The organism is Arthrobacter terricola (assembly GCF_004354015.1).
In the GTDB taxonomy this organism is placed as follows: Bacteria; Actinomycetota; Actinomycetes; order Actinomycetales; family Micrococcaceae; genus Arthrobacter; species Arthrobacter terricola.
In genome coordinates, this window is sequence record NZ_SMRU01000043.1 from 1 (window position 1) to 22,668 (window position 22,668).

Sequence of the window (22,668 nt, forward strand, 5' to 3'; positions counted from 1 at the left end):
CAGTGGTACCTGCAATGGGGCGGCGTCATCTTCGTCGCGTTCGTCGTCATCGCCGGACTGCTCCTCTACAGGCTGCGCATCCGCCACCGCACCGGCGTCCTCGAAGAACACTCCGCCCCCACCACCAGCGACCAGGACATCGCCGAACTCGAGGAAGCCTACCAACTCGACGCCGTCCAAGGCTCCAACGACCCCGACGACGACGAACTCGAACGCGCACTCATCTAACCCCGCAAAAGAACCCACCCCGCAAAAACAGGAAGGCAAGACCGCCACAAACGGTCTTGCCTTCCCGCGTCTAAAGAGACAAGCGTCTACAAACCATCAACCACTGACCAACGAAGCTGATTGTTCCCGCGCAGCTTCGACCGTGTGGAGGAGCAGTAGCGCCGTGGTCACCGAGCCCACTCCGCCGGGAACGGGGGTCAGCGCCGACGCGACCTCCCGGACGCTGTCGGCGTCCGCGTCCCCCACAAGGGAACCATCGGGCAGGACGTTCGTGCCGACGTCGAGCACTACCGCTCCTGGTGACAGGTGGCTGCCGGTCAGCAGGCCCGCGCGCCCGGCGGCGACCACGACGACGTCGGCCGCTTTGGTGTGTTTCTCCAGCGGACCGGAGCGGGAGTGGCAGATGGTGACGGCGGCGTCGCGTTCGAGCAGGAGAAGCGACAGCGGCTTGCCGACCACCGCGGAACGGCCGATCACGACGACGTCGCGGCCCGCCACCGGGACGTCGAAGTGGTCGAGGAGTTCGACGACGGCGCGCGCCGTCGCGGGTGCGAACGCCGGCTGCCCCACGGCCAAGCGACCCAAGCTGAGCGGATTCGCGCCGTCGACGTCCTTCTCGGGCGCGATCAGCCCCACCAATGCGTCGGTACGGACGCCGGGAGGCAGGGGAGTCTGCAGGATGATGCCGTTCACGGCCGGCTCTGCGCTCAAGTCTTCCAGCACGGTTGCCAGGGCCGCTTCGCTGGCGTCAGGCCCGAGGTGGACGATCCGGCAATCGATGCCCGCATTGCCGGCCGCGCGCTCGATGGAGCGGACGTACCAAAGCGTCGAACCGTCGTCGGTGGCAACAACCACCGCGAGAGTGGGACGGGATCCTGTTTCAGTGAGGGAAAGCGCCCCGCCCCGGGCGCGTTCCCGGATGCGTTCAGCCAAGGCCTTTCCTGACAACAAGGTGGCGCTCATGCGAGGATCCTTTCCCTAACGCGGGCGGCGAGTTTGTCCGCGGCGGCGACGACGGTGTCGGCCAGTCCATCGGTCTCTCCCGCAAGACGGGTGCGTACGGCGTTGTCCTTGATGGCGATCAGGTTGATGTCGATGTTGACGCGCGCCGTGGTTGCTGCCGCCCGGGCGGCATCCGCCGCGGCTGCGACGTCGCTGATCACATTGGCATTTGCGACGTCGAAGAGTTCGGTGGCGAGGTCGACGACGGCTCCAGCGACTCCGATGAGGCGGCCGGGGACCTGGGCGGCCTGGACAAGTGCGGCCTGGATGCCTGCGGAACGGGCGGCGTCGAGCTCTTCCGTCCCGGACGGGAGCTTGTAGGAATCGATGACGGACTGGAACGCATGTTCGTCGGCATCGGCCAAGTGCAAGGCCTCGACGATGAGTCCGTCCGATGCTTCGGCGATGCGCTCCACCAGGGATGCGTGCTGTTCATACTTGGTGCCGGTGGTGTACCTCGCAACCATGGCGACGAGGGCTGCTCCTTGCGCGGCGTGGAGGGCGGCCGCCGCGCCGCCGCCGGGAGTGGGCTGCCGTGCGGCGAGCCTGGCGAGGTAGCCGTTGATGGTCTCTGAACCGATCATGAATCTTCCTGGGCTGGGGTTGGAGAGGGGCTGGGCTGAATGCTCTGGTCGCGTGAAAGCGGCGGCCCGGACCCACGCTTGAAGGTATGGGGTCCGGGCCGTGCTTGGTTGAGGCGTTTCGGGCTGTTAGCCGCGGAGCCTGCTCATCGTGGGGTCGTAGAGCGGATCAGCGGTGACCGTGGCCCGGATGCGTCGGCCGAAGTACTCGATCTCGACCGAATCACCCACGGATACTTCGCCCGGGAGATACGCGTACGCGATCGGCTTGGCGACTGTGTGTCCGAACGCTGCGCTCGTGACGTAACCGACCGCCTGGTCCTTGTAGAACACCGGTTCCTTGCCCAGCACGAGGCTCCGGCCGTCGTCGACCGTCAGGCAGCGCAATCGGCGGGCCGAGTTCTCCTCGGTGCGGCCCTCCAACGCGGCCTTTCCGACGAAGCTGTCCTTTGCCATCTTGACCGCGAAGCCGAGGCCGGCTTCGAAGGGGTCGTGCTCGGTGGACATGTCCGTTCCCCACGAGCGGTAGCCCTTTTCGAGGCGGAGCGAGCTGAACGCGGCGCGGCCGGCGGCAATGACGCCGAACGGCTGGCCTGCCTTCCACAAGGCATCCCAGAGGCGTTGGCCGTTTTCGGCGCTTGCGTACAACTCCCAACCGAGCTCGCCCACGTAGGACAGGCGCATCGCGGTGACGGGGACGCCCCCGATGACGGCCTTTTTGGCGCGGAAGTACTTCAGGCCGTCGTTGCTGAAGTCATCGCTGCTGACGGTGCTGACCAGGTCGCGGGCGAGGGGACCCCAGAGGCCGATGCAGCACGTGCCGCCGGTGATATCGCGGACCTGGACCCAGTCCGTGGCGCTGCCGGTTTCCGTTTGGTGGCGTGCTGCGCGGTCGAAGTACGCGGTGTCGATGTTTCCGTTGACCCCGAGCTGGAAGGTGTCTTCGCCCAGCCGTGCCACGGTGACGTCGCTCCGGACGCCGCCGGCCTGGTCCAGGACAAGGGTGTAGGTGACCGCTCCGGGCTTCTTGTCGAGCTCGGCGGTGGTCAGTTCCTGCAGCAGCTTGAGCGCTCCGGGGCCGGAGACTTCAAGCCGCTTGAGCGGCGTCATGTCGTACATCGCGACGGCGGTACGCGTCTTCCACGCTTCGGCTGCGGCGATGGGCGAGCTGAACATGGCGGACCAAGCGTCGCGGGCCGGCGGCTGCCATTCGGCGGGCATTTCCTTGAGGAGCTCGGCGTTCGCTTCGAACCAGTACGGCCGCTCCCAGCCGCCGCCTTCGAGGAAGAAGCCTCCCAATTGCTGGTGGCGGGCGTGGAACGGGCTCACCCGCAGGCCGCGCGGCGATAGCTTGGGCTGGAGCGGGTGCAGGACATCGTAGATTTCCACGAAGTTCTGCTGCGACGTTTCGCTCACGTACTCGGGGGTCAGTTGGACGTCCTCGAAACGGTGGATGTCGCAGTCGCCAAGGTCGATCTTCGACTTACCGTCCACCAGCACTTCGGCTACAGCCCGGGCAACACCGGCCGAGTGCGTCACCCACACGGCCTCGGCGACGTAGAAGCCGTCCAGTTCCTTGGACTCGCCTACCAGGGAGCCGCCGTCCGGGGTGAAGGAGAAGATGCCGTTGAAGCCGTCTTCGATTTCGCTTTCGCCGAGGGCCGGGAGCAGTTGCTTGGTGGCTTCCCAGGCCGGAAGGAAGTCTTCGAGGGTGAAGTCCAGGCGGGAGGGCATGTTGTGTTCATTGATGCTGCTGGGCTCGAACGTACCGAGTTCGTCGAGGTCCACGGGCATTGGCTTGTGTGCGTAGGAGCCGATGCCGTAGCGGTCGCCGTGCTCACGGTAGTAGAGGTCTTGGTCCTGGTGGCGCAGGATGGGCAGCTGGGCGCCGTTCGGAAGCTCGTTCTTGCCCTGCTGGACCGGGACCGGGGAAGTCTTGACGTACTGGTGGGCCAAGGGGAGGAGCGGCACGGTCATGCCGATCATTTCGCCGATCTTGGCACCCCAGAAACCTGCACAGGACACCACGATGTCAGCCGGGATCACGCCGTCGGCCGTTTGGACGCCGGTGACGCGGCGGCCGGACTGTTCAATCCCGGTGACCTCCGTGTTGCCGAGGTACTTCACGCCCGCGGCCTCGGTGCGCTTGATGAGAAGCTGGACGGCGCGGGCGGCAAGGGCGAGGCCATCGCTCGGAACGTGGAGGCCGCCCAGGATCTCGGTCTCGTTGAGGAGGGGATAGAGCTCCTTGCATTCCTCGGGGGAAATGATCCTGCCTTCGATGCCCCACGACTGCGCGTAGCCGAGCTTGCGCTTGAGGTCGGCCAGGCGGGTCTCCGTGGTGGCCACCTCAAGGCCGCCCACCTGGTTGAAGCAGCTCTGGCCGTCCTCGGTCAGGGAGAGCAGCTTTTCCACGGTGTACTTGGCGAACAGCGCCATGGTCTTGGACGGGTTGGTCTGGAAGACCAGGCCCGGGGCATGGGACGTTGAGCCGCCGGGCATGTTCAGCGGCCCCTGGTCCAGGACCGTGATGTTGTTCCAGCCGCGGGTTACGAGTTCGTCTGCGAGGTTCGTGCCGACGATTCCAGCGCCGATGATGACAATGCGTGGCGTTGATGCCATGGAATTTCTCCTGCTGATGATCGAGTGTGGACTCTGCTGATTTTGGGGTCGTGGCTAACGGAAAACCACGGTGCTGGAGCGATCCAGCAGGACACGGTGTTCGCAATGCCAGCGCACCGCGCGGGACAACGCCAAGGCTTCGGCGTCCCGGCCGACCGTTGAAAGGGCGGTCGGGCCGTAGCTGTGGTCCACCCGGATGACTTCTTGTTCGATGATCGGGCCCTCGTCCAGGTCCGCAGTGACGTAATGGGCCGTGGCGCCAACCAGCTTCACTCCGCGGTCGTAGGCCTGGTGGTAGGGGCGGGCCCCCTTGAATCCGGGCAGGAACGAGTGGTGGATGTTGATGGCCCGGCCTTCGAGTTTCCGGCACAGGCCATCGGAGAGGACCTGCATGTAGCGGGCCAGGACTACAAGGTCGGCCTGGTATTCGTCCACGAGGTCCAGGAGCTGTTGTTCTGCCTGGGGCTTGGTGTCCGGGGTGACCGGGATATGGATGAAGGGCAGGCCCGCTGCCTCCGCCATGGCCCGGTGCGTCTCGTGGTTGGAAACGACAGCCACCAGCTCTCCGCCGAGACTGCCTCCGCGCCAACGGAAAATGAGGTCGTTCAAGCAATGGCCGAACGTGGACACCATCACCAGGATGCGGGGCTTGGTCTCGCCATGGAAACTGAACTTCATCTCGAAGCGGTCCGCGATGGAGCGGAACTCTTCTTCGAGCCGCTCGGGCGAGTAGGCCGCGGAGCCTGAGAACGCGGTCCTCAGGTGCAGCGTTTGGCGGAGGCCGTCGTCGAACTGTTGGTGTTCTTCGATGTTGAATCCGCGCTCGAAAAGGAACGTTGTCACCGCCTGCACGATGCCGGCACGCTCAGTGCACGACAATGTGAGGACGAATTTCGGGTCTTGTTTTCCTCGCAAGGCCTTCGGCGCCGGTGCCGTGACCGTTGAGGGTGTTGCTTCCACCAAAGTCATGTCTTCTCCTTAAGATATATCCTTGCGTTTGATACTGATATATCTGAGTTGTCCATCAGCGTATACTGGTCACTAAGTGAGGTCAACAACTATTTGTTGCCAACAGGAGAGGATCGTGGCTGTGGCAATCGAGGCGCTGGCAATTGCGGGGGAAGTCAGCAAGAAATCGTTGGCTGATATCGCTTACGAACGGATCCGGGACCGGCTGCTATTCCTGGACATCAAGCCGGGCGAGTTGCTGAACGACGACCACCTCGCCAAGGAACTCGGCGTCGGGAGAACGCCGGTGCGTGAAGCGCTGAAGAGGCTCGAACTCGACAGGCTGGTTGTCACGTACCCCCGGCGCGGAACCTTCGCCACCGGCGTCGAAGTCACGGACCTCGCGTTTATCTCCGAAATCCGCACGCAGCTCGAACCCCTGGCCGCGGCACGTGCGGCGAGGGTGGCGACGGAGGCCGTGAAAGAGGAACTCCGCGCAATCATGCGTGACGTGGAAGCCTGGGACGCCGGTACCGCGTCGGTAGTGGAAACCTTGCGCCTTGACGCGAGGGTGCACCAGGGAATCTATGCTGCGGCAGCCAATCCGCACCTTGAGGACATCCTGATCCGGTACGACAACCTCGCCACAAGGATTTGGTGCATGGTGCTGGACCGGCTTCCCGATCTTTCCCGCCACGTCCACGAGCACCTGGGTCTCTTGCGGGCTATTGCCGACGGGGAAGAGGAAAAAGCCGCCGACCTGGCGCGGACCCACGTCACCGATTTCGAGCACGCCGTCCGCCAGGCGCTGTTCAGCGCTTAGCTTGTCCGGTAGGGCGCCGCCTCAACGCTGGGAGCGGCCGCCCAGGCGCGTCGTGATCTTTCGGGAGGCCTCCAGGCATGCCTCGCCGAGGCTGGTGAGGCTGTCCTGGGAGACACGGAACTTCGGCGCTGCGATCAGGACCGAAGCCACGACGTCGCCACGGTGATCGAACACGGGGGAGGCGACGCCCACTTCATCGATGGACGTTTCGCCGAAGTTGGCGAACCAACCGCGCTCTGCTGAATCCTTGAGGCGGAGAAGGTAGCCTTCCACCGCTTCTTCGTCGAGGCCGGGCAGCGTCACCGAACCGCTGTTCAGGAGTCGGCGGACACGGTCTGCGTCTTCGGCTGCGAGGAAGACCTGGACCGAAGAACTGAGGGCTTCGTTGTAGCGGGCGCCAAGCGGAGCAAGATGCTTGACCTGGTGGCGGCTCGCGATTTGTTCCACGCACATGGATTCGCCGCCGTTCCACACCATCAGTGCACTCGTCTCCCCGGTCCGTTCGGTGAGTTCGCGCAGCACCGGGTACGCCACCCGTCGCTCCTCGAGTTCGGCGAGCAGGGGTCCGGCGAGCGCAATCATCCCCAAGCCCAGGCGGAAACGGCGGGAGTCGTCGTCGCGCTCTACCAGGTGCTCCTGCTCAAACGTCGCAAGGATTCGGGACACTGTGCTCTTGTGCAGGCCGATCCTGCCGGCGATCTCGGTGACTCCCAGCAGGGGTTCCTCGGCCGTGAAGCTGCGGAGCACGGCGATGGCGTTCACGATCACCGAAGTGCTGCGGGTATCGCTCGTGTTTCCGGGCTCGCGGTTGTCGCTGGTCTCGCTGGTTTCCGGGGGAGTCATAGTGCTCACTATATTTCTTCGCGATAGTCGAAATGAGCATGCTCTCCCTTCGCCGTAGCCGGTGGACATATTCGGGTTATGTCCATTGGTCTTGGCAAGGGGAGAGCATGCTCAGTGGGTTTTACGGTGCTTTGGCTGGGATCAAGCGCCGATGATGTTGTATTCCGGGCCGAACGGGAACTTGGTGATGTTCTCGGCGCCGTCTTCACCGACCACCAGGATGTCGTGCTCGCGGTAACCGCCGGCGCCGGGCTGGCCATCGAGGACGGTGATCATGGGCTCCATGGAGACCACCATTCCCGGTTCCAGGACGGTGTCGATGTCTTCGCGGAGCTCTAGTCCGGCTTCGCGGCCGTAGTAGTGGCTCAGCACGCCGAACGAGTGGCCGTATCCGAAAGTGCGGTTGGGCAGCAGTCTGTGTCCGACGTAGATCTCGTTGAGTTCAGCTGCGATATCCTTGCATACGGCGCCGGGCTTGATGAGTTCAAGGCCGCGCTTGTGCACTTCCACGTTGATGTTCCACAGCTCCAGCGAGCGGGCGTCCGGTTCGCCGTAGAACAACGTCCGCTCTAGCGCCGTGTAGTAGCCGGAGGTCATGGGGAAGCAGTTCAGGGACAGGATGTCATGCTCCTGGATCTTCCGGGTGGTGGCCCAGTTGTGCGCGCCGTCCGTGTTGATGCCGGACTGGAACCAGACCCAGGTATCGCGGATTTCGGAGTCCGGGAACGTGCGGGCGATTTCGTGCACCATGGCTTCGGTGCCGATCAACGCTACCTCGTACTCGGTGATGCCCGCGGTGATGGCGTTGCGGATGGCTTCGCCGCCGAGGTCGCCGATACGCGCGCCGTGCTTGATGACCTCGATCTCTTCGGCGGACTTGATCATGCGTTGGCGCATCGCGGACTGGGCAACATCAACCAGTGCCGCGTCCGGGAAAGCGGCCTGGATCTTGTTGCGGTTGTCCAAGGGAAGTGAGTCGTCTTCGACGCCGAGGCGCCGCACGTTGATTCCGCGGGACCGCAGCACTTCCTGGATGCCGAAGATGAAGTTGTCCCGGCGCCAGTCCGTGTAGACCAGGTTGTCTCCGTAGCTCCGGCGCCAAGGCATTCCGGCGTCGATATTCGCAGTGACGGTGACCGTATCCTCGGCGGTGACCACCATCGCGTAGGAGCGGCCGAAGTAGGTGAACAGGAAGTCCGAGTAGTACTTGATGGAGTGGTAGCTGGTCAGGACGACGGCGTCCAGTTCCTTTTCTGCCATGATCCGGCGAAGGCCCGCGAGGCGGCGTTCGAACTCAGCGTCGGAGAAAGTGAGCGAGACTTTCTTGCCGTTGTTAAGGACCTTGAGGCGCTCAAGCTGCGATACGTCATTAACCGCTGCGTTTTCGGGGCGGGTTTCGGCGATGGTCATGAGGGGTGTTCCTTTCAATGGGTGGGTTGTTTCAGTCCTGTTGGAGTGGTTTCTTGGAGGTTTCCACGGCGAACAGGACCGCGATGAGGGAAACTACGGAGGCTGCTACGAGGTACCAGCCAGGCGCCAGTTGGTTGTGGGTGAGGCCGATGAGCAGTGTTGCCATGAACGGCGCGGTGCCGCCGAACAGGGCGTTGGAGAGATTGAAGCTGACCGCGAACCCGCTGTAGCGGACCGCCGTCGGGAAGAGCTCGGCGAGGAAGCTCGGCAAGGTGCCGTCGTTGAGCGTAAGCATGCCGCCGAGCACGATCTGCACCAGGACGATGACCATGAAGTTGCCGGTGTCGAGGAGCATGAACGCCGGAACTGTCAGGGCAATAAAGAGAATCGACGCGGTGAGGAGCATACGCTTGCGGCCGAAGGTGTCGGAGGCGATGCCCGTCAGGAAGATGAAGCCGATGTAGCTGACCAGCGCGATGGTGGTGGCGAGGAACGATTCGGCAGCGCCGAAGTGGAGTTCTTCAGATAGGTACGTCGGCATGTAGCTGAGGATCACGTAGAAGCCGACCGCGTTGAGCAGTACCGCGCCCGTGGCGATGACCAGTTGCCTGCGGTAGGTACGGAACATCGCGAAAGCCGGCGCTTTGACGGTGGTTTCCTTCGCGGCGAGTTCGCGGAATGCGGGAGTGTCCTCGAGCTTGGTGCGGATGTAGCGGCCGATCAGGCCCATCGGCGCGGCGAGGAGAAACGGCAGCCGCCAGCCCCATTCGTTGAGTTGCTCGGCAGTCAGGACTGAGCTGAGGAGGGCTGCCAGCAGGGAGCCGAGCAGCAATCCTGCCGCTGTGCTGGCGGGCACGACGGCGGCATAGAGTCCGCGGCGATGTGCCGGCGCGTACTCCACTAGGAAGGCTGACGCGCCTGCGTATTCGCCGGATGCCGAGAAGCCCTGGACGACGCGGACAAGCAGGAGGAGTACCGGCGCCATGACGCCGATCGTCCCGTAGCCGGGGATCAGTGCGATGCAGAACGTTGCCACGGACATCAGGACGATCGACAGGGACAGCGCTTGTTTGCGTCCGAGGCGGTCGCCGATGTGGCCCCAGATGAAGCCGCCCAAAGGCCGGACGAAGAACGAGACGGCGAAGACGCCGAATGTTGCAAGCAGCGCCGTCTGCCGGTCGGAGGAGGGAAAGAAGACCGTGGAGATGGTGCCGGCGAGGTAGCCGTAGACGGCGTAATCGAACCATTCGACGAAGTTGCCGATGAAGCTTGCGGTGATGACGCGGCGCCGGGTGTCTTTGCTGACCGCGGGGATGCTGGTTGGAGTGTTTGGCGTGGCTTCGGTATCGGGAAGCGAAGCGGATCCGCCATTGGACCCGGAACGGTTTTTTCCGATGGTTGCCGCCACGGGGGAAGTTTCGTTTTTCATGAATCCACCAAGACGATGTAGTAGTTGCATTCAGAGCAACGCTGTTGCACCAGAATAAGTGTGCGATGCGTCACCGTCAAGGGTTTGTTTGCGCGATTGGGAGATTGCTCTTCGAGATTTGATGCATTCAGAGAAACTGTGTTGCATTTTGTGTCGTGCTTCAAGGCGGGGAAGGGCGCTCGCGGATTCGCTGATGCGAGGGGGAAGGGAAAGGGGCGGGGCTCTACCGGGCAGGATGTCGGGGCTCTACGGGGCCTCACTACGCGCGCGAACCTTCCACCGCCCTCACGGAGCATGCCCATCCTTTGGCATCAGGAGTGGGCATAATCCGGTTATGTCCGTTCCACAAGGCTAAGAATGAGCATGCTCCAAACCCAAAGCCAAGAGGGGGCATGCTCAGGTGGGTGGGTGGGTGGGTGGGCGGGCAGAAGAGGGCGAGGAGGGGGCGTTCCCTCCGGGGCGATGTCGTGGCACACTTAGTGCACTATCGATTGACTGGGGGACCCGGGTCAGGAGATTGGTATGCGTGGTCTGATGCACCTCAGTACATCGCGCCGTCCGCAGGCGGTGAACGAGTCATGATTGCCGGATGGGCCTACTTTATGGCAGGAATCATGACAGCCGATTCGCTCTTGCTGGGCCTATTGCTGTTGAACGTGAATTGGCAGAGGTTCTGGAAGCGAAAGGGCTGACGACGCCGGGCGCCGGCCAACGGCGCCGAACTTACAGCACCCCGCGGATTGCCTCTTCGAAACTCACCACGTGGTGCAAGGCGAGGGAAGCCGCGCGTTCTTCGTCGCCGTCGGCGATGGCGTTGAGCAGTGCCACGTGCTCTGCGACGTGCCCCGTGACGGAGGGCATCTTGTCCAGCATGTGGCACCAGATGCGCGTCGCCAGGTTGTCGTAGCGGATCAGCACGTCTTCAAGGTGGGCGTTCGCGGCGGCGTGGTAGATGAGCCGGTGGACCTGGATGTCGTAGCGCATGAGCTCTTGCTGGGCTGCGCCCTGTGACTCCAGGCTGCTGATCTCTGCCGCCACTTCACGCAGTCTGTCGCGCAATGCCGGGCTTGCCATGCGGGCTGCCCGGCGCGACGCCAAAGGTTCGAGGAGTTCACGGATTTCCGAGACTTCGGCCAGTTGGGTGATGTCGACGCCGGTGGCGAAGGTTCCGCGCCGGGGGTAGGACACTACGAGGTGGTCGCCTTCGAGCCGTTTGATGGCCTCGCGTACCGGGGTGCGCCCGATTCCGAGTTCCGCGGCGATGTGGCCGTCGTTGATGGGGTCGCCGGGCTTGATGTCCAACATGATGAGCCGGTCGCGGAGGAGCAGGTAGGCGTTGTCCGACAGGGATGTTCCCTGTGCGGGCGCTCCCTGCCCGATCAGTGCCGGTGCTTCCAATGCTGTGCTCATCTGCTACTCCCGTTTGCCGCAATTCCTGGTGGCGGATCCCTTTGATGCCGGGTGGTTGACTGCTCTGTGATCTTCAGCATACTATGTCAACCAGTTCTAATATATCAGTTGCTTATTAGTTCGAAAAGATAAGTATTTCAAAGGAGAACATGATGGTCGAACCGCTGATCCGCCCGCTCGCCCAGGCGGACCCTGAGGTTGAACAAGCGATCACCCGGGAACTCATCCGCCAGCAGTCCACGCTGGAAATGATCGCCTCCGAGAACTTTGCCCCCACGGCCGTCATGGAGGCTCAGGGATCCGTCCTGACCAACAAGTACGCCGAGGGCTACCCGGGTAAGCGATACTACGGCGGCTGCGAACACGTTGATGTGATCGAACAGCTCGCCATCGACCGCGTGAAGGCACTCTTCGGTGCGGAATTCGCCAACGTCCAGCCCCACTCGGGTGCCCAGGCCAACGCCGCCGCGATGTTCGCACTCCTCAACCCGGGAGACACCATCCTTGGCCTCGACCTCGCGCACGGCGGCCACTTGACCCACGGCATGCGCATCAACTTCTCAGGCAAGCTCTACAACGTGGTCCCGTACCACGTCCGCGAATCCGACCTGCGGGTGGACATGGCCGAAGTCGAAGCCCTTGCCCTGGAGCACCGTCCCAAGCTGATTGTTGCCGGCTGGTCCGCTTACTCGCGCCAGCTCGACTTCGCCGAGTTCCGCCGCATTGCGGACCTCGTGGGCGCCTACCTCATGGTGGACATGGCCCACTTCGCTGGCCTCGTCGCGGCCGGACTGCACCCGAACCCCGTGCCGTACGCCGACGTCGTCACCACCACCACGCACAAGACCCTCGGCGGTCCGCGCGGCGGCGTCATCCTCGCCAAGGAGCAGTACGCCAAGAAGATCAACAGCGCAGTCTTCCCGGGACAGCAGGGTGGCCCGCTGGAGCACGTTGTGGCAGCCAAGGCTGTCGCCTTCAAGTTCGCGGCTGAGCCCGAATTCAAGGAACGCCAGGAACGAGTGCTCAAGGGCGCCAAGCTCCTGGCCGAACGCCTCCTGCAGGAAGACGTTGCCGCGGCAGGCATCACCGTTGTCAACGGCGGCACCGACGTCCACCTGGTCCTCGTGGACCTGCGGAACTCCGAGCTCGACGGCCAGCAGGCCGAGGATACGCTCCACCACATCGGCATCACCGTCAACCGCAACGCTGTTCCGTTCGACCCCCGCCCGCCGATGGTCTCCTCCGGCCTCCGGATCGGTACCCCCGCCCTCGCCGCCCGTGGCTTCGGCGCCGAAGAATTCGCTGAAGTAGCGGACATCATCGCGACGGCGCTTGTCGCCGCCGCCAACACCGGCACCCTGGGCGAGGAAACCGCCGTCGAACTCCGCGGCCGTGTTTCGGCGCTCGCCGAGCGCTTCCCGCTTTACCCCCAGCTTTCCCAGCGCGGCAACGCCGCCGCCACCGAAATCGAGGCCGAAATGATTGGAGCAGCCCAGTGAGCGCCGACCACCTCCCCGAACACCCGGACTTCCTCTGGCGGAATCCGGAACCCAAGTCCTCCTACGACGCCGTCATCGTCGGCGGCGGCGGACACGGCTTGGCTACCGCGTACTTCCTCGCCAAGAACCACGGAATGACCAACATCGCGGTGCTCGAAAAGGGCTGGCTGGCCGGTGGCAACATGGCCCGCAACACCACGATCATCCGTTCCAACTACCTGTGGGACGAAAGCGCAGCCATCTACGAGCACGCGCTGAAGCTGTGGGAAGTACTCCCTGAAGAGCTCGAATACGATTTCCTCTTCAGCCAGCGTGGCGTCATGAACCTCGCCCACACCCTGGGCGACGTCCGTGAAAGCATCCGCCGCGTCGGCGCGAACAAGCTCAACGGCGTCGACGCCGAGTGGCTGGACCCGCAGCAGGTCAAGGAACTCTGCCCCATCCTGAACATCAGCGACAACATCCGCTACCCCGTCATGGGCGCCACGTACCAGCCGCGCGCCGGCATCGCCAAGCACGACCACGTTGCCTGGGCCTTTGCCCGCAAGTGCGACGAAATGGGCGTGGACATCATCCAGAACTGCGAAGTCCAGGGCTTTGTCAAGGACGGCAACCGCGTAGTGGGCGTCAAGACCAACCGCGGCACCATCAACACGGAAAAGGTGGGCCTCGCAGCGGCCGGCCACAGCTCGGTCCTCGCGGAAATGGCCGGCTTCCGCCTGCCCATCCAGTCGCACCCGCTCCAGGCCCTCGTGTCCGAGCTGCATGAACCCGTGCACCCGACGGTGGTCATGTCCAACCACGTGCACGTCTACGTCTCCCAGGCGCATAAGGGCGAACTGGTCATGGGCGCCGGCGTCGACTCCTACAACGGCTACGGCCAGCGCGGTTCATTCCACGTGATCGAGCACCAGATGGCGGCCGCCGTCGAGCTCTTCCCGATCTTCGCCCGGGCACACGTGCTCCGGACCTGGGGCGGAATCGTGGACACCACCATGGACGCCTCGCCGATCATCGGCACCACTCCGGTGGAGAACATGTTCGTCAACTGCGGTTGGGGAACGGGCGGCTTCAAGGGCACGCCCGCTGCCGGCCTCACCTTCGCGCACACCATTGCCACCGGCGCTCCGCACGAGCTCAACAAGCCTTTCGCGCTGGAACGCTTCGAGACCGGTGCCCTGATCGACGAACACGGCGCCGCCGCCGTCGCCCACTAGCCCGCAGCCCCTTAGGAGACCAACCATGCTGCTTATCAGCTGCCCCAATTGCGGGCCACGAGACGAAACCGAATTCCACTACGGTGGCCAGGCCCACGTGGCCTACCCGGAAAACCCGAATGACCTGAACGACCGCGAATGGGCCGAGTACCTGTTCTACCGCGACAACACCAAAGGCAATTTCGCCGAGCGCTGGGTGCACAGCACCGGCTGCCGCAAATGGTTCAACATGCTCCGCGACACCGTCACCTATGACATCAAGGCCGTTTACAAAATGGGCGAACCGCGCCCTGACCTGACAAACGAAGCGATCTCCCCGGAAGGAGCAAGCAAGTGACCTCGCAGAACGCCCGCCTCGCCACCGGCGGCCGCATCGACCGCAGCATTTCCTGGCGATTCACCGTGGACGGGCAGGAATACACGGGCCACCCGGGCGATACGATCGCCTCCGCCTTGCTCGCCAACGGCCGCGTCAGCGTCGGCAGCTCCCTTTACGAAGACCGCCCCCGCGGCATCGTCTCGGCCGGCGTCGAAGAACCCAACGCCCTGCTCAAGGTTGCCGCCCGCTTCCCCGGCCACGTCGCCGAATCCATGCTCCCGGCAACCACCGTTTCGCTCGTGGACGGACTCAGCGCCGAGTTCCTGAACGGCCTGGGACGGCTCGATCCTGCCGAAGACCGTGCGGAATACGACAAGAAGTACGTCCACACCGACGTCCTGGTGGTCGGCGGCGGCGTTTCCGGCCTGGCCGCGGCACGCGAAGCCGTCCGCACCGGCGCCCGGGTCATCCTGATCGACGACCAGCCCGAACTTGGCGGCTCGCTCCTCTCCGGTTCCACCGCACCGGAACTCGCCGAGACCATCGAGGGCAAGCCGGCGCTCGAATGGATCGCCGACGTCGAAGTGGAACTCGTTTCCGCCGCCGAATGCACCGTCCTCAACCGGACCACCGCCTTCGGTTCGTACGACTCCAACTATGTCATCGCCGCGCAGAACCGCACGGACCACCTGAGCAGCCCCGCGGCTCCGGGCGTCTCCCGCCAGCGTATTTGGCACATCCGTGCCAAGCAGGTTGTCCTCGCTCCGGGCGCCCACGAGCGTCCGCTCGTCTTCGAGAACAACGATCGCCCCGGCATCATGCTGGCCTCCGCGGTCCGTAGCTACCTCAACCGCTACGCCGTCGTCGCCGGAAAGCGCGTTGTCATCGGCACCACCAACGACTCCGCATACTTGCTGGCCACCGACCTGCAGGCAGCAGGCGTCAAGGTTGCCGCCGTCGTCGACGCCCGACCCAAAGTCAGCACGAAAGCGGCACTGGCCGCCGAAAGCGGGATTCGCGTCCTCGTCGGCAGCGCCGTCGCGGACACCAGCGGTGCCGGGGAAGACGGCCGCATTGACGGCGTCACCATCCGCAGCATCGACGACGACGGCGAGGTCACCTCGGGCGTCGAACGGCTCGATTGCGATCTGCTCGCCATCTCCGGCGGCTGGAGCCCCGTGGTCCACCTCCACAGCCAGCGCCAGGGCAAGCTGCGCTGGGACGACGAACTGGCAGGATTCGTGCCGAGCAGCGTCGTCAAGGACCAGCAGGTTGTCGGTTCGGGTCGCGGAAGCTACGAGTTGGGGGACTGCCTCGCTGAAGGCATCTCCGCCGGTGCCGCAGCGGCCATTTCAGCTGGCTTCAGCACCGACGTCGTACCCTCCGAACTGAAGGCTCCGGTCGCTTCCGCCCCGACCCGCCAGCTGTGGCTCGTTCCGGGCCAGACCGGCGATGCAGGGGAGTGGCGCCACCACTTCGTCGACTTCCAGCGCGACCAGACCGTGGCTGATGTCCTGCGTTCCACCGGTGCCGGCATGCGCTCGGTAGAGCACGTCAAGCGGTACACCTCCATCAGCACCGCCAACGACCAAGGCAAGACCTCCGGCGTCAACGCGATCGGCGTGATCGCAGCGGCACTCAAGCAGGCAGGCGAGGCTGAGCGCGGCGTCGGCGAAATCGGGACCACCACGTACCGCGCACCCTTCACCCCGGTAGCCTTCGCGGCACTTGCGGGACGCCAGCGCGGGGAGCTCTTCGACCCCGCCCGCGTCACCTCCATCCACCCGTGGCACGTTGCCCAGGGAGCGCTCTTCGAGGACGTCGGACAGTGGAAGCGCCCGTGGTACTACCCGCAGGCCGGTGAGGACATGGACACCGCGGTGCTCCGCGAATGTGCCGCAGTCCGCGAATCCGTGGGCTTCATGGACGCCACGACGCTCGGCAAGATCGAGGTCCGCGGCAAGGACGCGGGCGAGTTCCTGAACCGTATCTACACCAACGCGTTCAAGAAGCTCGCCCCCGGTTCCGCCCGCTACGGTGTCATGTGCACGCCGGACGGAATGATTTTCGACGACGGCGTGACCCTGCGCCTCGACGAGGACCGCTTCTTCATGACCACCACCACCGGCGGCGCAGCGAAGGTCCTGGACTGGCTGGAAGAATGGCACCAGACCGAATGGCCGGAACTCGACGTCGTCTCTACCTCGGTGACTGAACAGTGGTCCACGATTGCCGTCGTCGGGCCCAAGTCCCGCGAAGTGATCGCGAAGGTTGCCCCGCAGCTGGCGGAAAACGGCGGGCTCGACGCCGAAGCGTTCCCGTTCATGACATTCCGCGAAACCACGCTGGCTTCAGGCGTGCAGGCCCGGGTATGCCGGATTTCGTTCTCGGGTGAGCTCGCTTACGAAATCAACGTCCCCACCTGGTACGGACTCAACACCTGGGAAGCAGTTGCCGCCGCGGGTGCCGAGTTCAACATCACCCCCTACGGCACCGAGACCATGCACGTGCTCCGCGCCGAAAAGGGCTACCCGATCGTCGGGCAGGACACCGACGGCACGGTCACGCCGCAGGATGCCGGCATGGAATGGATCGTCTCCAAGGCCAAGGACTTCATCGGTAAGCGCTCCTACAGCCGGACGGACGCAGTCCGCACCGACCGCAAGCACCTGGTCAGCGTCCTTCCGGTCGACGGAACGTTCCGCCTTCCCGAAGGCACCCAGCTCGTGGAAAAGGGCATCCCGGTGAACCCGGCATACGGACCCGTTCCGATGCAGGGATTCGTGACCTCGAGCTACCACAGTGCAGCATTGGGCCGCTCCTTCGGCCTCGCACTGATCACCAACGGACGCAACCGCATCGGCGAAACCCTGGTGGCCGCCGTCGGTGACCAGTTGCTGGACGTCGTGGTGGGAGAAACCGTACTTTTCGACGCTGAAGGGACCCGTAAAGATGGCTGAAACAGCATTGCCCGCAGAAACTAGCAACCCGGCAAACATCGACAAGCTCCGCGCGGCACGCCGCAGCCCGGCGTCGCACCTGAGCGAGAACTTCGCGTCCGGGTCCGTGGCCGGCACCGTGGCACTCAAGGAGATCCCGTTCCAGACCATGGTGGGGATCCGGGTAGACCGGGAGTCCGACGCCGGCCAGCGCCTTGCGTCCGTGACCGGCGGCTTGCCTGCCGCTTGTGGCGAGGTCGCTGGAGGCGAGCGGGCCACCACCTTGTGGCTCGGACCCGACGAATTCCTTGTGGTAGCGCCGGAAACTGCCCACGATTCCCTGGGCGGCGACCTCGTCCGGGCACTCTTCGAGGCACTTGGTGACGCCCCCGGGCAGGTAGTGGACTTGTCCGCCAACCGCACCACGTTCGAACTCTCCGGAATTCGTGCGAAGGACGTCCTGGAGAAGAGCTGCTCGCTGGACCTGCACCCGCGTGCCTTCCACGCGGGAACGGCCCTGGCCACGGAGATCGGCAACATCCCGGCAGTCCTGTGGAAGACCGGCGAGGACACCTTCAGGATCTTCCCCCGGGCCTCGTTCGCCGCTTTCCTGGGCCGTTGGCTCCTCGATGGCATGAAGGAATTCGCTTCTCCCGAGGTCCCCTGATGGCACTGAGTGTCCTTGACCTGTTTTCCATTGGCATCGGGCCGTCGTCATCGCACACGGTCGGCCCGATGCGGGCGGCAAAACAGTTCACCGACGGCCTGGAGTCCTCAGGCCAGCTCGCGGCAACGGTGCGCGTCCAGGCAGAGCTTTTCGGCTCGCTGGGCGCCACCGGCCGCGGCCACGGCTCGGACAAGGCCGTGGTCCTCGGGCTCCAGGGAGAGTCCCCGGAAACCGTCGATACGCGGACGGCTGACGACCAAGTGGCCGCGGCCGCCCTCGACGCGGAACTGCGGATCGGCGGACACCACCGCGTGGACTTCAACTGGGAAGAGGACATGCTCCTCCACCGGCGGAAGTCCCTCCCGGCCCACCCCAACGGCATGACCTTCCGGGCCCTCGACCACGCCGGGGAAGTCCTGCGCGAACGCAGCTACTACTCGATCGGCGGCGGTTTCGTGGTGGACGGAGACGCCTCCGGGAGCGACAAGGTAGTCGCAGACGCAACAGTGCTGCCCTACCCCTTCAGCACCGCCGATGAGCTCCTGGCCATCTGTGCACGGGAGGACATGTCCATCTCCGACGTCATGCTCGCCAACGAACTCGTGTGGCGAAGCGAAGCGGAGCTTCGCGAACGGCTGCTCGAGATCTGGGCGGTCATGCGCGAGTGCGTGGACAACGGCTGCTCTGCGGAAGGAATCCTGCCGGGAGGCCTCAACGTAAGGCGCCGGGCGCCGTCGTTGTTCAAGACACTATCCGCGAACGACGCCGGACACGTCACCGGATCGGCGGACCCGCTCCTCGCGATGGAATGGGTGAACCTGTTCGCCCTCGCGGTCAACGAGGAAAACGCCGCGGGCGGCCGGATTGTCACGGCCCCCACCAATGGTGCCGCCGGAATTGTGCCGGCGGTCCTGCATTACTACGTGAAGTTTGTGCCGGGAGCCGACGACGATGGCGTGGTGCGCTTCTTGCTCGCCGCGGCCGCCGTCGGGATCCTGTTCAAGATCAACGCCTCGATCTCCGGAGCCGAAGTCGGCTGCCAAGGCGAGGTGGGCTCGGCCTGTTCGATGGCCGCGGCCGGTCTTTGCGAAGTCCTCGGCGGGACTCCTGCGCAAGTCGAAAACGCCGCGGAAGTGGGAATCGAACACAACCTCGGGCTCACCTGCGATCCGGTGGGCGGCCTCGTCCAGATCCCGTGCATCGAACGCAACGCGATCGCGAGCGTCAAGGCCATCAACGCCGCACGCCTTGCCCTGCACGGCGACGGCAGCCACAAAGTATCCCTCGACAAAGCCATCAAAACCATGCGAGACACAGGAGCGGACATGAAGAGCAAGTACAAGGAGACCTCCCGTGGAGGGCTCGCCGTGAATGTGGTGGAGTGTTAGCCATGACTGCCATTCACAATGAGACCGCGTCCGCGCCGGAACAGCCGGCGACCACCGTGGAACATGTCCTGACGCTCGATTGCCCCGAAACCCGGGGAATCGTGCACGCCGTCTCCGGCTTCCTGCTGGAACACGACTGCGACATCATCGAGAACAAGCAATTCGATTCCCAACTGGACCGGCACTTCTTCATGCGGATCCATTTCTCCTCTGAGGGAGACGAGTCAACCATCGATTCGCTGCGGGAAGCCTTCGCACCGGTTGCGGAGAAGTTCGGCATGCGGTGGCAACTGAACCGGCATGGAGCCAAACGGCGCGTGCTGATCATGGTTTCCAAGTTCGAGCACTGCCTCAACGACCTCCTGTTCCGGGCCCGCGTGGGCGAACTGCCGGTGGAGATCGTCGGGGTGGTCTCCAACCATCCGGATCACAGGCGCACGGTGGAATGGCACGGGATTCCGTTCTTCCATGTGCCCGTCACCGCGGCCACCAAGCCCGCCGCAGAGGCGCAGCTCCTGGACCTCATCGACCGCCTTGACGTGGAACTCGTGGTCCTCGCACGCTACATGCAGGTGCTCAGCGACGACCTCGCGCGCAAGCTGGACGGCCGTGCCATCAACATCCACCACTCGTTTCTGCCCAGCTTCAAGGGCGCAAAGCCGTACCACCAGGCCCACGCGCGCGGGGTCAAGACCGTGGGGGCTACAGCCCACTACGTCAATGGCGAACTGGACGAAGGACCCATCATCGCCCAGCAAGTGGTGGAGGTGGACCACACCTTCGGTCCGGACGAGCTGGTCGCGGCTGGACGCGACACCGAGTGCAAGGCCCTCAGCAACGCCGTTCGTTGGCACTGCGAAGGCCGCGTGATCCTGCAGGGGAACCGGACTGTGGTGTTGAAGTAGGTTCTCGGGCTCCATTTCGACGGTTCCCCGCGCATACGGTGCTTACAAGCATCGAGTGCGCGGGGAACCGTCTTTTTGGCGTTAATGGCCTTAAACGAGAGCGAGCCCCGTCCTTCTGGACGGGGCTCGCTCTCTTGGTTTTAGTTGATGGGTGCAGGCGGACGGTTTCCGTTGAGGACGGCGAGTGTGTTGTCGGCTGCGAGCATGGCCATGGCTGTGCGTGTTTCGACGGTGGCCGATCCCAGGTGCGGGACGAGGGCGACGTTTTCGAGCTCGAGCAGTCCGGGGTGGACGGTGGGTTCGTTTTCGAAGACGTCCAGCCCGGCGCCCGCGATTTGCCGTTCGCGCAATGCTGTGGCGAGGGCGGCTTCGTCGATGATCGGTCCGCGTGCGGTGTTGACCAGGTACGCGGTGTCCTTCATGGCCGTGAGTTGTTCGGCGCCGATCAGGTGGTGCGTGGTCGGGCCGTAGGGGCAGTGCAGGGAGACGACGTCGGAGACGGCGAGCAGTTCGTCGAGCTCGACGCGGCGGGCGCCCAGTTCCGCGGCGATGGCGGGGTCGATTTCGCTGCGGGACTGGTAGACGATCTCCATGCCGAAGGCCTTGGCCCGGCGTGCGGTGGCTTGGCCGATGCCTCCCATGCCGACGATGCCGAGGGTTTTGCCTTGCAGGCTGGAGCCGAGCAGGAAGAACATGCCCCATTTCCAGGCTTGTCCGGAGCGGATGAGCCGTTCGCCTTCGCCGAGCCGGCGGGTGGCCATGAGGATGAGCCCGAACGCGATGTCCGCGGTGGCTTCGGTGAGCACGCCGGGGGTGTTGGCGGCGATGATCCCGCGTTGCGTGCACGCGGGGACGTCGATGTTGTCGTAGCCGACGGCGACGTTCGCGACGACCTTCAGCTGCGGTCCGGCGGCGTCGAGCAGTTCGGCGTCGATGCGTTCGGTCAGCAGGCTCACGACGGCGTCCGCCCCGGCGACGCGGCGCAGGAGCTCCTCGCGGCTGATCGACCCGGGACCGGTCCAGGCGTCGACGTCGTGCTCGGTGCGCAGTTTTTCCAGCGCTGCTTCGGGCACGCGCCCGGTGACTACTACTTTGCTCATGCGGTTTGGATCCATTCGCGCAGGCGGCCGAGGCCGTCGTTGATGGCTGGTACTTCGATGCCAGAGTAGGCCAGGCGGATGTATTGGCGCTCTTCTCCGGGCAGGCGCCGGCCGAAGTGCTCACGGGTACAGAACGACACGCCGGTCTTGTACAGGGCGTCGGAGGCGAAGTCACCCACGGCGGTGTAGCCCAGTTTCTGCATGGCTTCGGTGACGTCCGGGAAGAGGTAGAACGTGGACTGCGGCACGGCCACGCTCATGCCCGGGATGGCGTTGACGAGCTCGCACGCGGCGTCCCGGCGGCCCTTGAGGATGTCGAGCATGTCCTGCACGGGTTCCTGGGGGCCGCGAAGCGCCTCGATGCCTGCCCACTGGACGTAGTGGGTGGTGCAGGATTCGTCGTTGGTGTTCAGGGTGGACAGGACCTTGGCGATCTCCACCGGGGCGACGGCGCAGCCCAGGCGGGAACCGGTCATGGCGAACTTCTTGCTGAATGTGTACAGGATCACGGTGCGCTCGGCCATGCCCGGAATCGAGGTGATCGAGCTGGAGACGCCTTCGTAGCGGGTCTCGAAGTACGCCTCGTCCGAAAGCACCCAGAGGTCGTGCTCGATCGCGATCTGCGCGATCGCCTCGCGCTCGGCGGCGGTGGACTCGGCCGAGATCGGGTTCTGCAGGTCGTTGTAGATGATCGCTGCCGTGTTCGGCGTGATCGAGGCCCGGACCTGGTCCAGGTCGATCGCGAAGCCCGTGCTGGTGGGCACGTAACGGTACGGCACGGCCGTACCGCCCAGGTACTCGATCTGGGATTCGTAGATCGGGAAGCCCGGGTTGGGGTACAGCACTTCCTGGCCGGGGTTCATGACGGCCTGGAGGAACTTGGTGATCACGGGCTTGCCGCCCGTCATGACCACCACGTTCTCCGGGGAGAATTCAATCCCGCGCCGTGTGCCGATGTCCTCGGCCAACGCTTCGCGCAGCTGCGGGATACCGGGCCCGGGGCAGTAGCCCGTGTACCCGTCGGCGATCGCACGGTTCATCGCCTCAACGATGTGCGGTGCGGTAGGGATATTGATATCGCCAAGATGGAACGGGAAAACCTCGTTCCCCTTCGCCTTCCAAGCCGCCGCTGCTTGCGCGACGCTGAAAGCGGTCTCAGTGCCCAGGCGTTCAAGCCGGTGCGCGAGTTTCTGCATGATTGTTTCACTCCTCGTCGAGTTGACGATCCATCCCAAAGGGATACAGATCTCATGTGTAACTAATATATCAGACCATGGGACTAATATATCAGTGGGACGAAAGATGTCCTCTTGTTTTTCTTCCAAAGTTCCGGCCGAG

General features: G+C 64.3%; 18 protein-coding genes and 1 pseudogene. 9 read left to right on the top strand and 10 right to left on the bottom strand.

What is annotated here, in order from left to right; translation table 11 throughout:
• Positions 1-228: pseudogene (locus E1809_RS23520) on the top strand (hypothetical protein); the annotation flags it as partial.
• A gap of 96 nt (positions 229-324) precedes the next feature.
• On the opposite strand, the gene E1809_RS23525 reads toward E1809_RS23520, so the two are convergent.
• The 4 genes from E1809_RS23525 to purU (E1809_RS23540) form a co-directional block, all read right to left on the bottom strand.
• Positions 325-1,191 (bottom strand): bifunctional 5,10-methylenetetrahydrofolate dehydrogenase/5,10-methenyltetrahydrofolate cyclohydrolase, encoded by an 867-nt coding sequence (locus E1809_RS23525; RefSeq protein WP_133206670.1) that lies wholly within the window; start codon positions 1,189-1,191, stop codon positions 325-327.
• Complete coding sequence (locus E1809_RS23530; protein ID WP_133206671.1) at positions 1,188-1,814, bottom strand: cyclodeaminase/cyclohydrolase family protein; 627 nt, start codon at positions 1,812-1,814, stop codon at positions 1,188-1,190. Before E1809_RS23530 ends, E1809_RS23525 begins: the two co-directional genes overlap by 4 nt.
• Positions 1,815-1,940: 126 nt before the next feature.
• Positions 1,941-4,433: a GcvT family protein gene (locus E1809_RS23535; RefSeq protein WP_133206672.1), complete on the bottom strand. Its 2,493-nt coding sequence runs from the start codon at positions 4,431-4,433 to the stop codon at positions 1,941-1,943.
• A gap of 54 nt (positions 4,434-4,487) precedes the next feature.
• Complete coding sequence (gene purU / locus E1809_RS23540) at positions 4,488-5,402, bottom strand: formyltetrahydrofolate deformylase (protein WP_133206673.1); 915 nt, start codon at positions 5,400-5,402, stop codon at positions 4,488-4,490.
• A gap of 121 nt (positions 5,403-5,523) precedes the next feature.
• Between purU (E1809_RS23540) and E1809_RS23545 the strand changes: the two genes are divergently transcribed.
• Complete coding sequence (locus E1809_RS23545) at positions 5,524-6,204, top strand: GntR family transcriptional regulator (RefSeq protein ID WP_133206693.1); 681 nt, start codon at positions 5,524-5,526, stop codon at positions 6,202-6,204.
• A 21-nt stretch (positions 6,205-6,225) separates the two neighbouring features.
• On the opposite strand, the gene E1809_RS23550 is transcribed toward E1809_RS23545, so the two are convergent.
• The 4 genes from E1809_RS23550 to E1809_RS23565 all read right to left on the bottom strand — a co-directional run bounded on the left by E1809_RS23550 (position 6,226) and on the right by E1809_RS23565 (position 11,296).
• On the bottom strand, positions 6,226-7,047 hold the full coding sequence (locus tag E1809_RS23550) for an IclR family transcriptional regulator (protein ID WP_133206674.1): 822 nt from the start codon (positions 7,045-7,047) through the stop codon (positions 6,226-6,228).
• 141 nt (positions 7,048-7,188) lie between these two features.
• Positions 7,189-8,457, bottom strand: coding sequence for an aminopeptidase P family protein (locus E1809_RS23555; protein WP_133206675.1), 1,269 nt, complete (start codon positions 8,455-8,457; stop codon positions 7,189-7,191).
• A 31-nt stretch (positions 8,458-8,488) separates the two neighbouring features.
• The gene (locus tag E1809_RS23560; RefSeq protein ID WP_133206676.1) at positions 8,489-9,886 is read right to left on the bottom strand and encodes an MFS transporter; all 1,398 of its coding nucleotides are present in this window, start codon (positions 9,884-9,886) and stop codon (positions 8,489-8,491) included.
• Between the two features lie 723 nt (positions 9,887-10,609).
• Positions 10,610-11,296: a GntR family transcriptional regulator gene (locus E1809_RS23565; RefSeq protein WP_133206677.1), complete on the bottom strand. Its 687-nt coding sequence runs from the start codon at positions 11,294-11,296 to the stop codon at positions 10,610-10,612.
• A 152-nt stretch (positions 11,297-11,448) separates the two neighbouring features.
• On the opposite strand from E1809_RS23565, the gene glyA reads away from it, so the two are divergent.
• The 7 genes from glyA to purU (E1809_RS23600) are packed head-to-tail and all read left to right on the top strand — an operon-like array spanning position 11,449 to position 20,230.
• Positions 11,449-12,795, top strand: a complete 1,347-nt coding sequence (gene glyA, locus E1809_RS23570) for a serine hydroxymethyltransferase (RefSeq protein ID WP_133206694.1) — start codon at positions 11,449-11,451, stop codon at positions 12,793-12,795.
• Entirely contained in the window at positions 12,792-14,012 is a 1,221-nt protein-coding gene (locus E1809_RS23575) for a sarcosine oxidase subunit beta family protein (protein WP_133206678.1), read from the top strand. The genes glyA and E1809_RS23575 overlap by 4 nt, the downstream gene beginning before the upstream one ends.
• Positions 14,013-14,037: 25 nt before the next feature.
• Positions 14,038-14,349, top strand: coding sequence for a sarcosine oxidase subunit delta (locus E1809_RS23580; protein ID WP_133206679.1), 312 nt, complete (start codon positions 14,038-14,040; stop codon positions 14,347-14,349).
• Entirely contained in the window at positions 14,346-17,291 is a 2,946-nt protein-coding gene (locus E1809_RS23585; protein WP_133206680.1) for an FAD-dependent oxidoreductase, read from the top strand. Before E1809_RS23580 ends, E1809_RS23585 begins: the two co-directional genes overlap by 4 nt.
• A complete protein-coding gene (locus E1809_RS23590) occupies positions 17,284-17,937 on the top strand; it encodes a sarcosine oxidase subunit gamma (protein WP_133206681.1) in 654 nt (217 codons plus the stop codon). Before E1809_RS23585 ends, E1809_RS23590 begins: the two co-directional genes overlap by 8 nt.
• Entirely contained in the window at positions 17,937-19,325 is a 1,389-nt protein-coding gene (locus E1809_RS23595) for an L-serine ammonia-lyase (RefSeq protein WP_133206682.1), read from the top strand. The genes E1809_RS23590 and E1809_RS23595 overlap by 1 nt, the downstream gene beginning before the upstream one ends.
• A gap of 2 nt (positions 19,326-19,327) precedes the next feature.
• Positions 19,328-20,230: a formyltetrahydrofolate deformylase gene (gene purU / locus E1809_RS23600; protein ID WP_133206683.1), complete on the top strand. Its 903-nt coding sequence runs from the start codon at positions 19,328-19,330 to the stop codon at positions 20,228-20,230.
• 140 nt (positions 20,231-20,370) lie between these two features.
• On the opposite strand, the gene E1809_RS23605 is transcribed toward purU (E1809_RS23600), so the two are convergent.
• Positions 20,371-21,330, bottom strand: a complete 960-nt coding sequence (locus tag E1809_RS23605) for a 2-hydroxyacid dehydrogenase (protein ID WP_133206684.1) — start codon at positions 21,328-21,330, stop codon at positions 20,371-20,373.
• Positions 21,327-22,526, bottom strand: coding sequence for a pyridoxal phosphate-dependent aminotransferase (locus E1809_RS23610; RefSeq protein ID WP_133206685.1), 1,200 nt, complete (start codon positions 22,524-22,526; stop codon positions 21,327-21,329). Before E1809_RS23610 ends, E1809_RS23605 begins: the two co-directional genes overlap by 4 nt.
• Between the last annotated feature and the right edge of the window lie 142 nt (positions 22,527-22,668).

Coding starts and splice junctions, on each gene's coding strand:
- E1809_RS23555 (WP_133206675.1), bottom strand. CDS start 8,457: ATGACCATCGCCGAAACCCGCCCCGAAAACGCAGCGGTTAATGACGTA.
- E1809_RS23550 (WP_133206674.1), bottom strand. CDS start 7,047: ATGACTCCCCCGGAAACCAGCGAGACCAGCGACAACCGCGAGCCCGGA.
- E1809_RS23565 (WP_133206677.1), bottom strand. CDS start 11,296: ATGAGCACAGCATTGGAAGCACCGGCACTGATCGGGCAGGGAGCGCCC.
- E1809_RS23530 (WP_133206671.1), bottom strand. CDS start 1,814: ATGATCGGTTCAGAGACCATCAACGGCTACCTCGCCAGGCTCGCCGCA.
- E1809_RS23525 (WP_133206670.1), bottom strand. CDS start 1,191: ATGAGCGCCACCTTGTTGTCAGGAAAGGCCTTGGCTGAACGCATCCGG.
- E1809_RS23595 (WP_133206682.1), top strand. CDS start 17,937: ATGGCACTGAGTGTCCTTGACCTGTTTTCCATTGGCATCGGGCCGTCG.
- E1809_RS23590 (WP_133206681.1), top strand. CDS start 17,284: ATGGCTGAAACAGCATTGCCCGCAGAAACTAGCAACCCGGCAAACATC.
- E1809_RS23605 (WP_133206684.1), bottom strand. CDS start 21,330: ATGAGCAAAGTAGTAGTCACCGGGCGCGTGCCCGAAGCAGCGCTGGAA.
- glyA (WP_133206694.1), top strand. CDS start 11,449: ATGGTCGAACCGCTGATCCGCCCGCTCGCCCAGGCGGACCCTGAGGTT.
- purU (WP_133206683.1), top strand. CDS start 19,328: ATGACTGCCATTCACAATGAGACCGCGTCCGCGCCGGAACAGCCGGCG.
- E1809_RS23560 (WP_133206676.1), bottom strand. CDS start 9,886: ATGAAAAACGAAACTTCCCCCGTGGCGGCAACCATCGGAAAAAACCGT.
- E1809_RS23535 (WP_133206672.1), bottom strand. CDS start 4,433: ATGGCATCAACGCCACGCATTGTCATCATCGGCGCTGGAATCGTCGGC.
- E1809_RS23580 (WP_133206679.1), top strand. CDS start 14,038: ATGCTGCTTATCAGCTGCCCCAATTGCGGGCCACGAGACGAAACCGAA.
- purU (WP_133206673.1), bottom strand. CDS start 5,402: ATGACTTTGGTGGAAGCAACACCCTCAACGGTCACGGCACCGGCGCCG.
- E1809_RS23610 (WP_133206685.1), bottom strand. CDS start 22,526: ATGCAGAAACTCGCGCACCGGCTTGAACGCCTGGGCACTGAGACCGCT.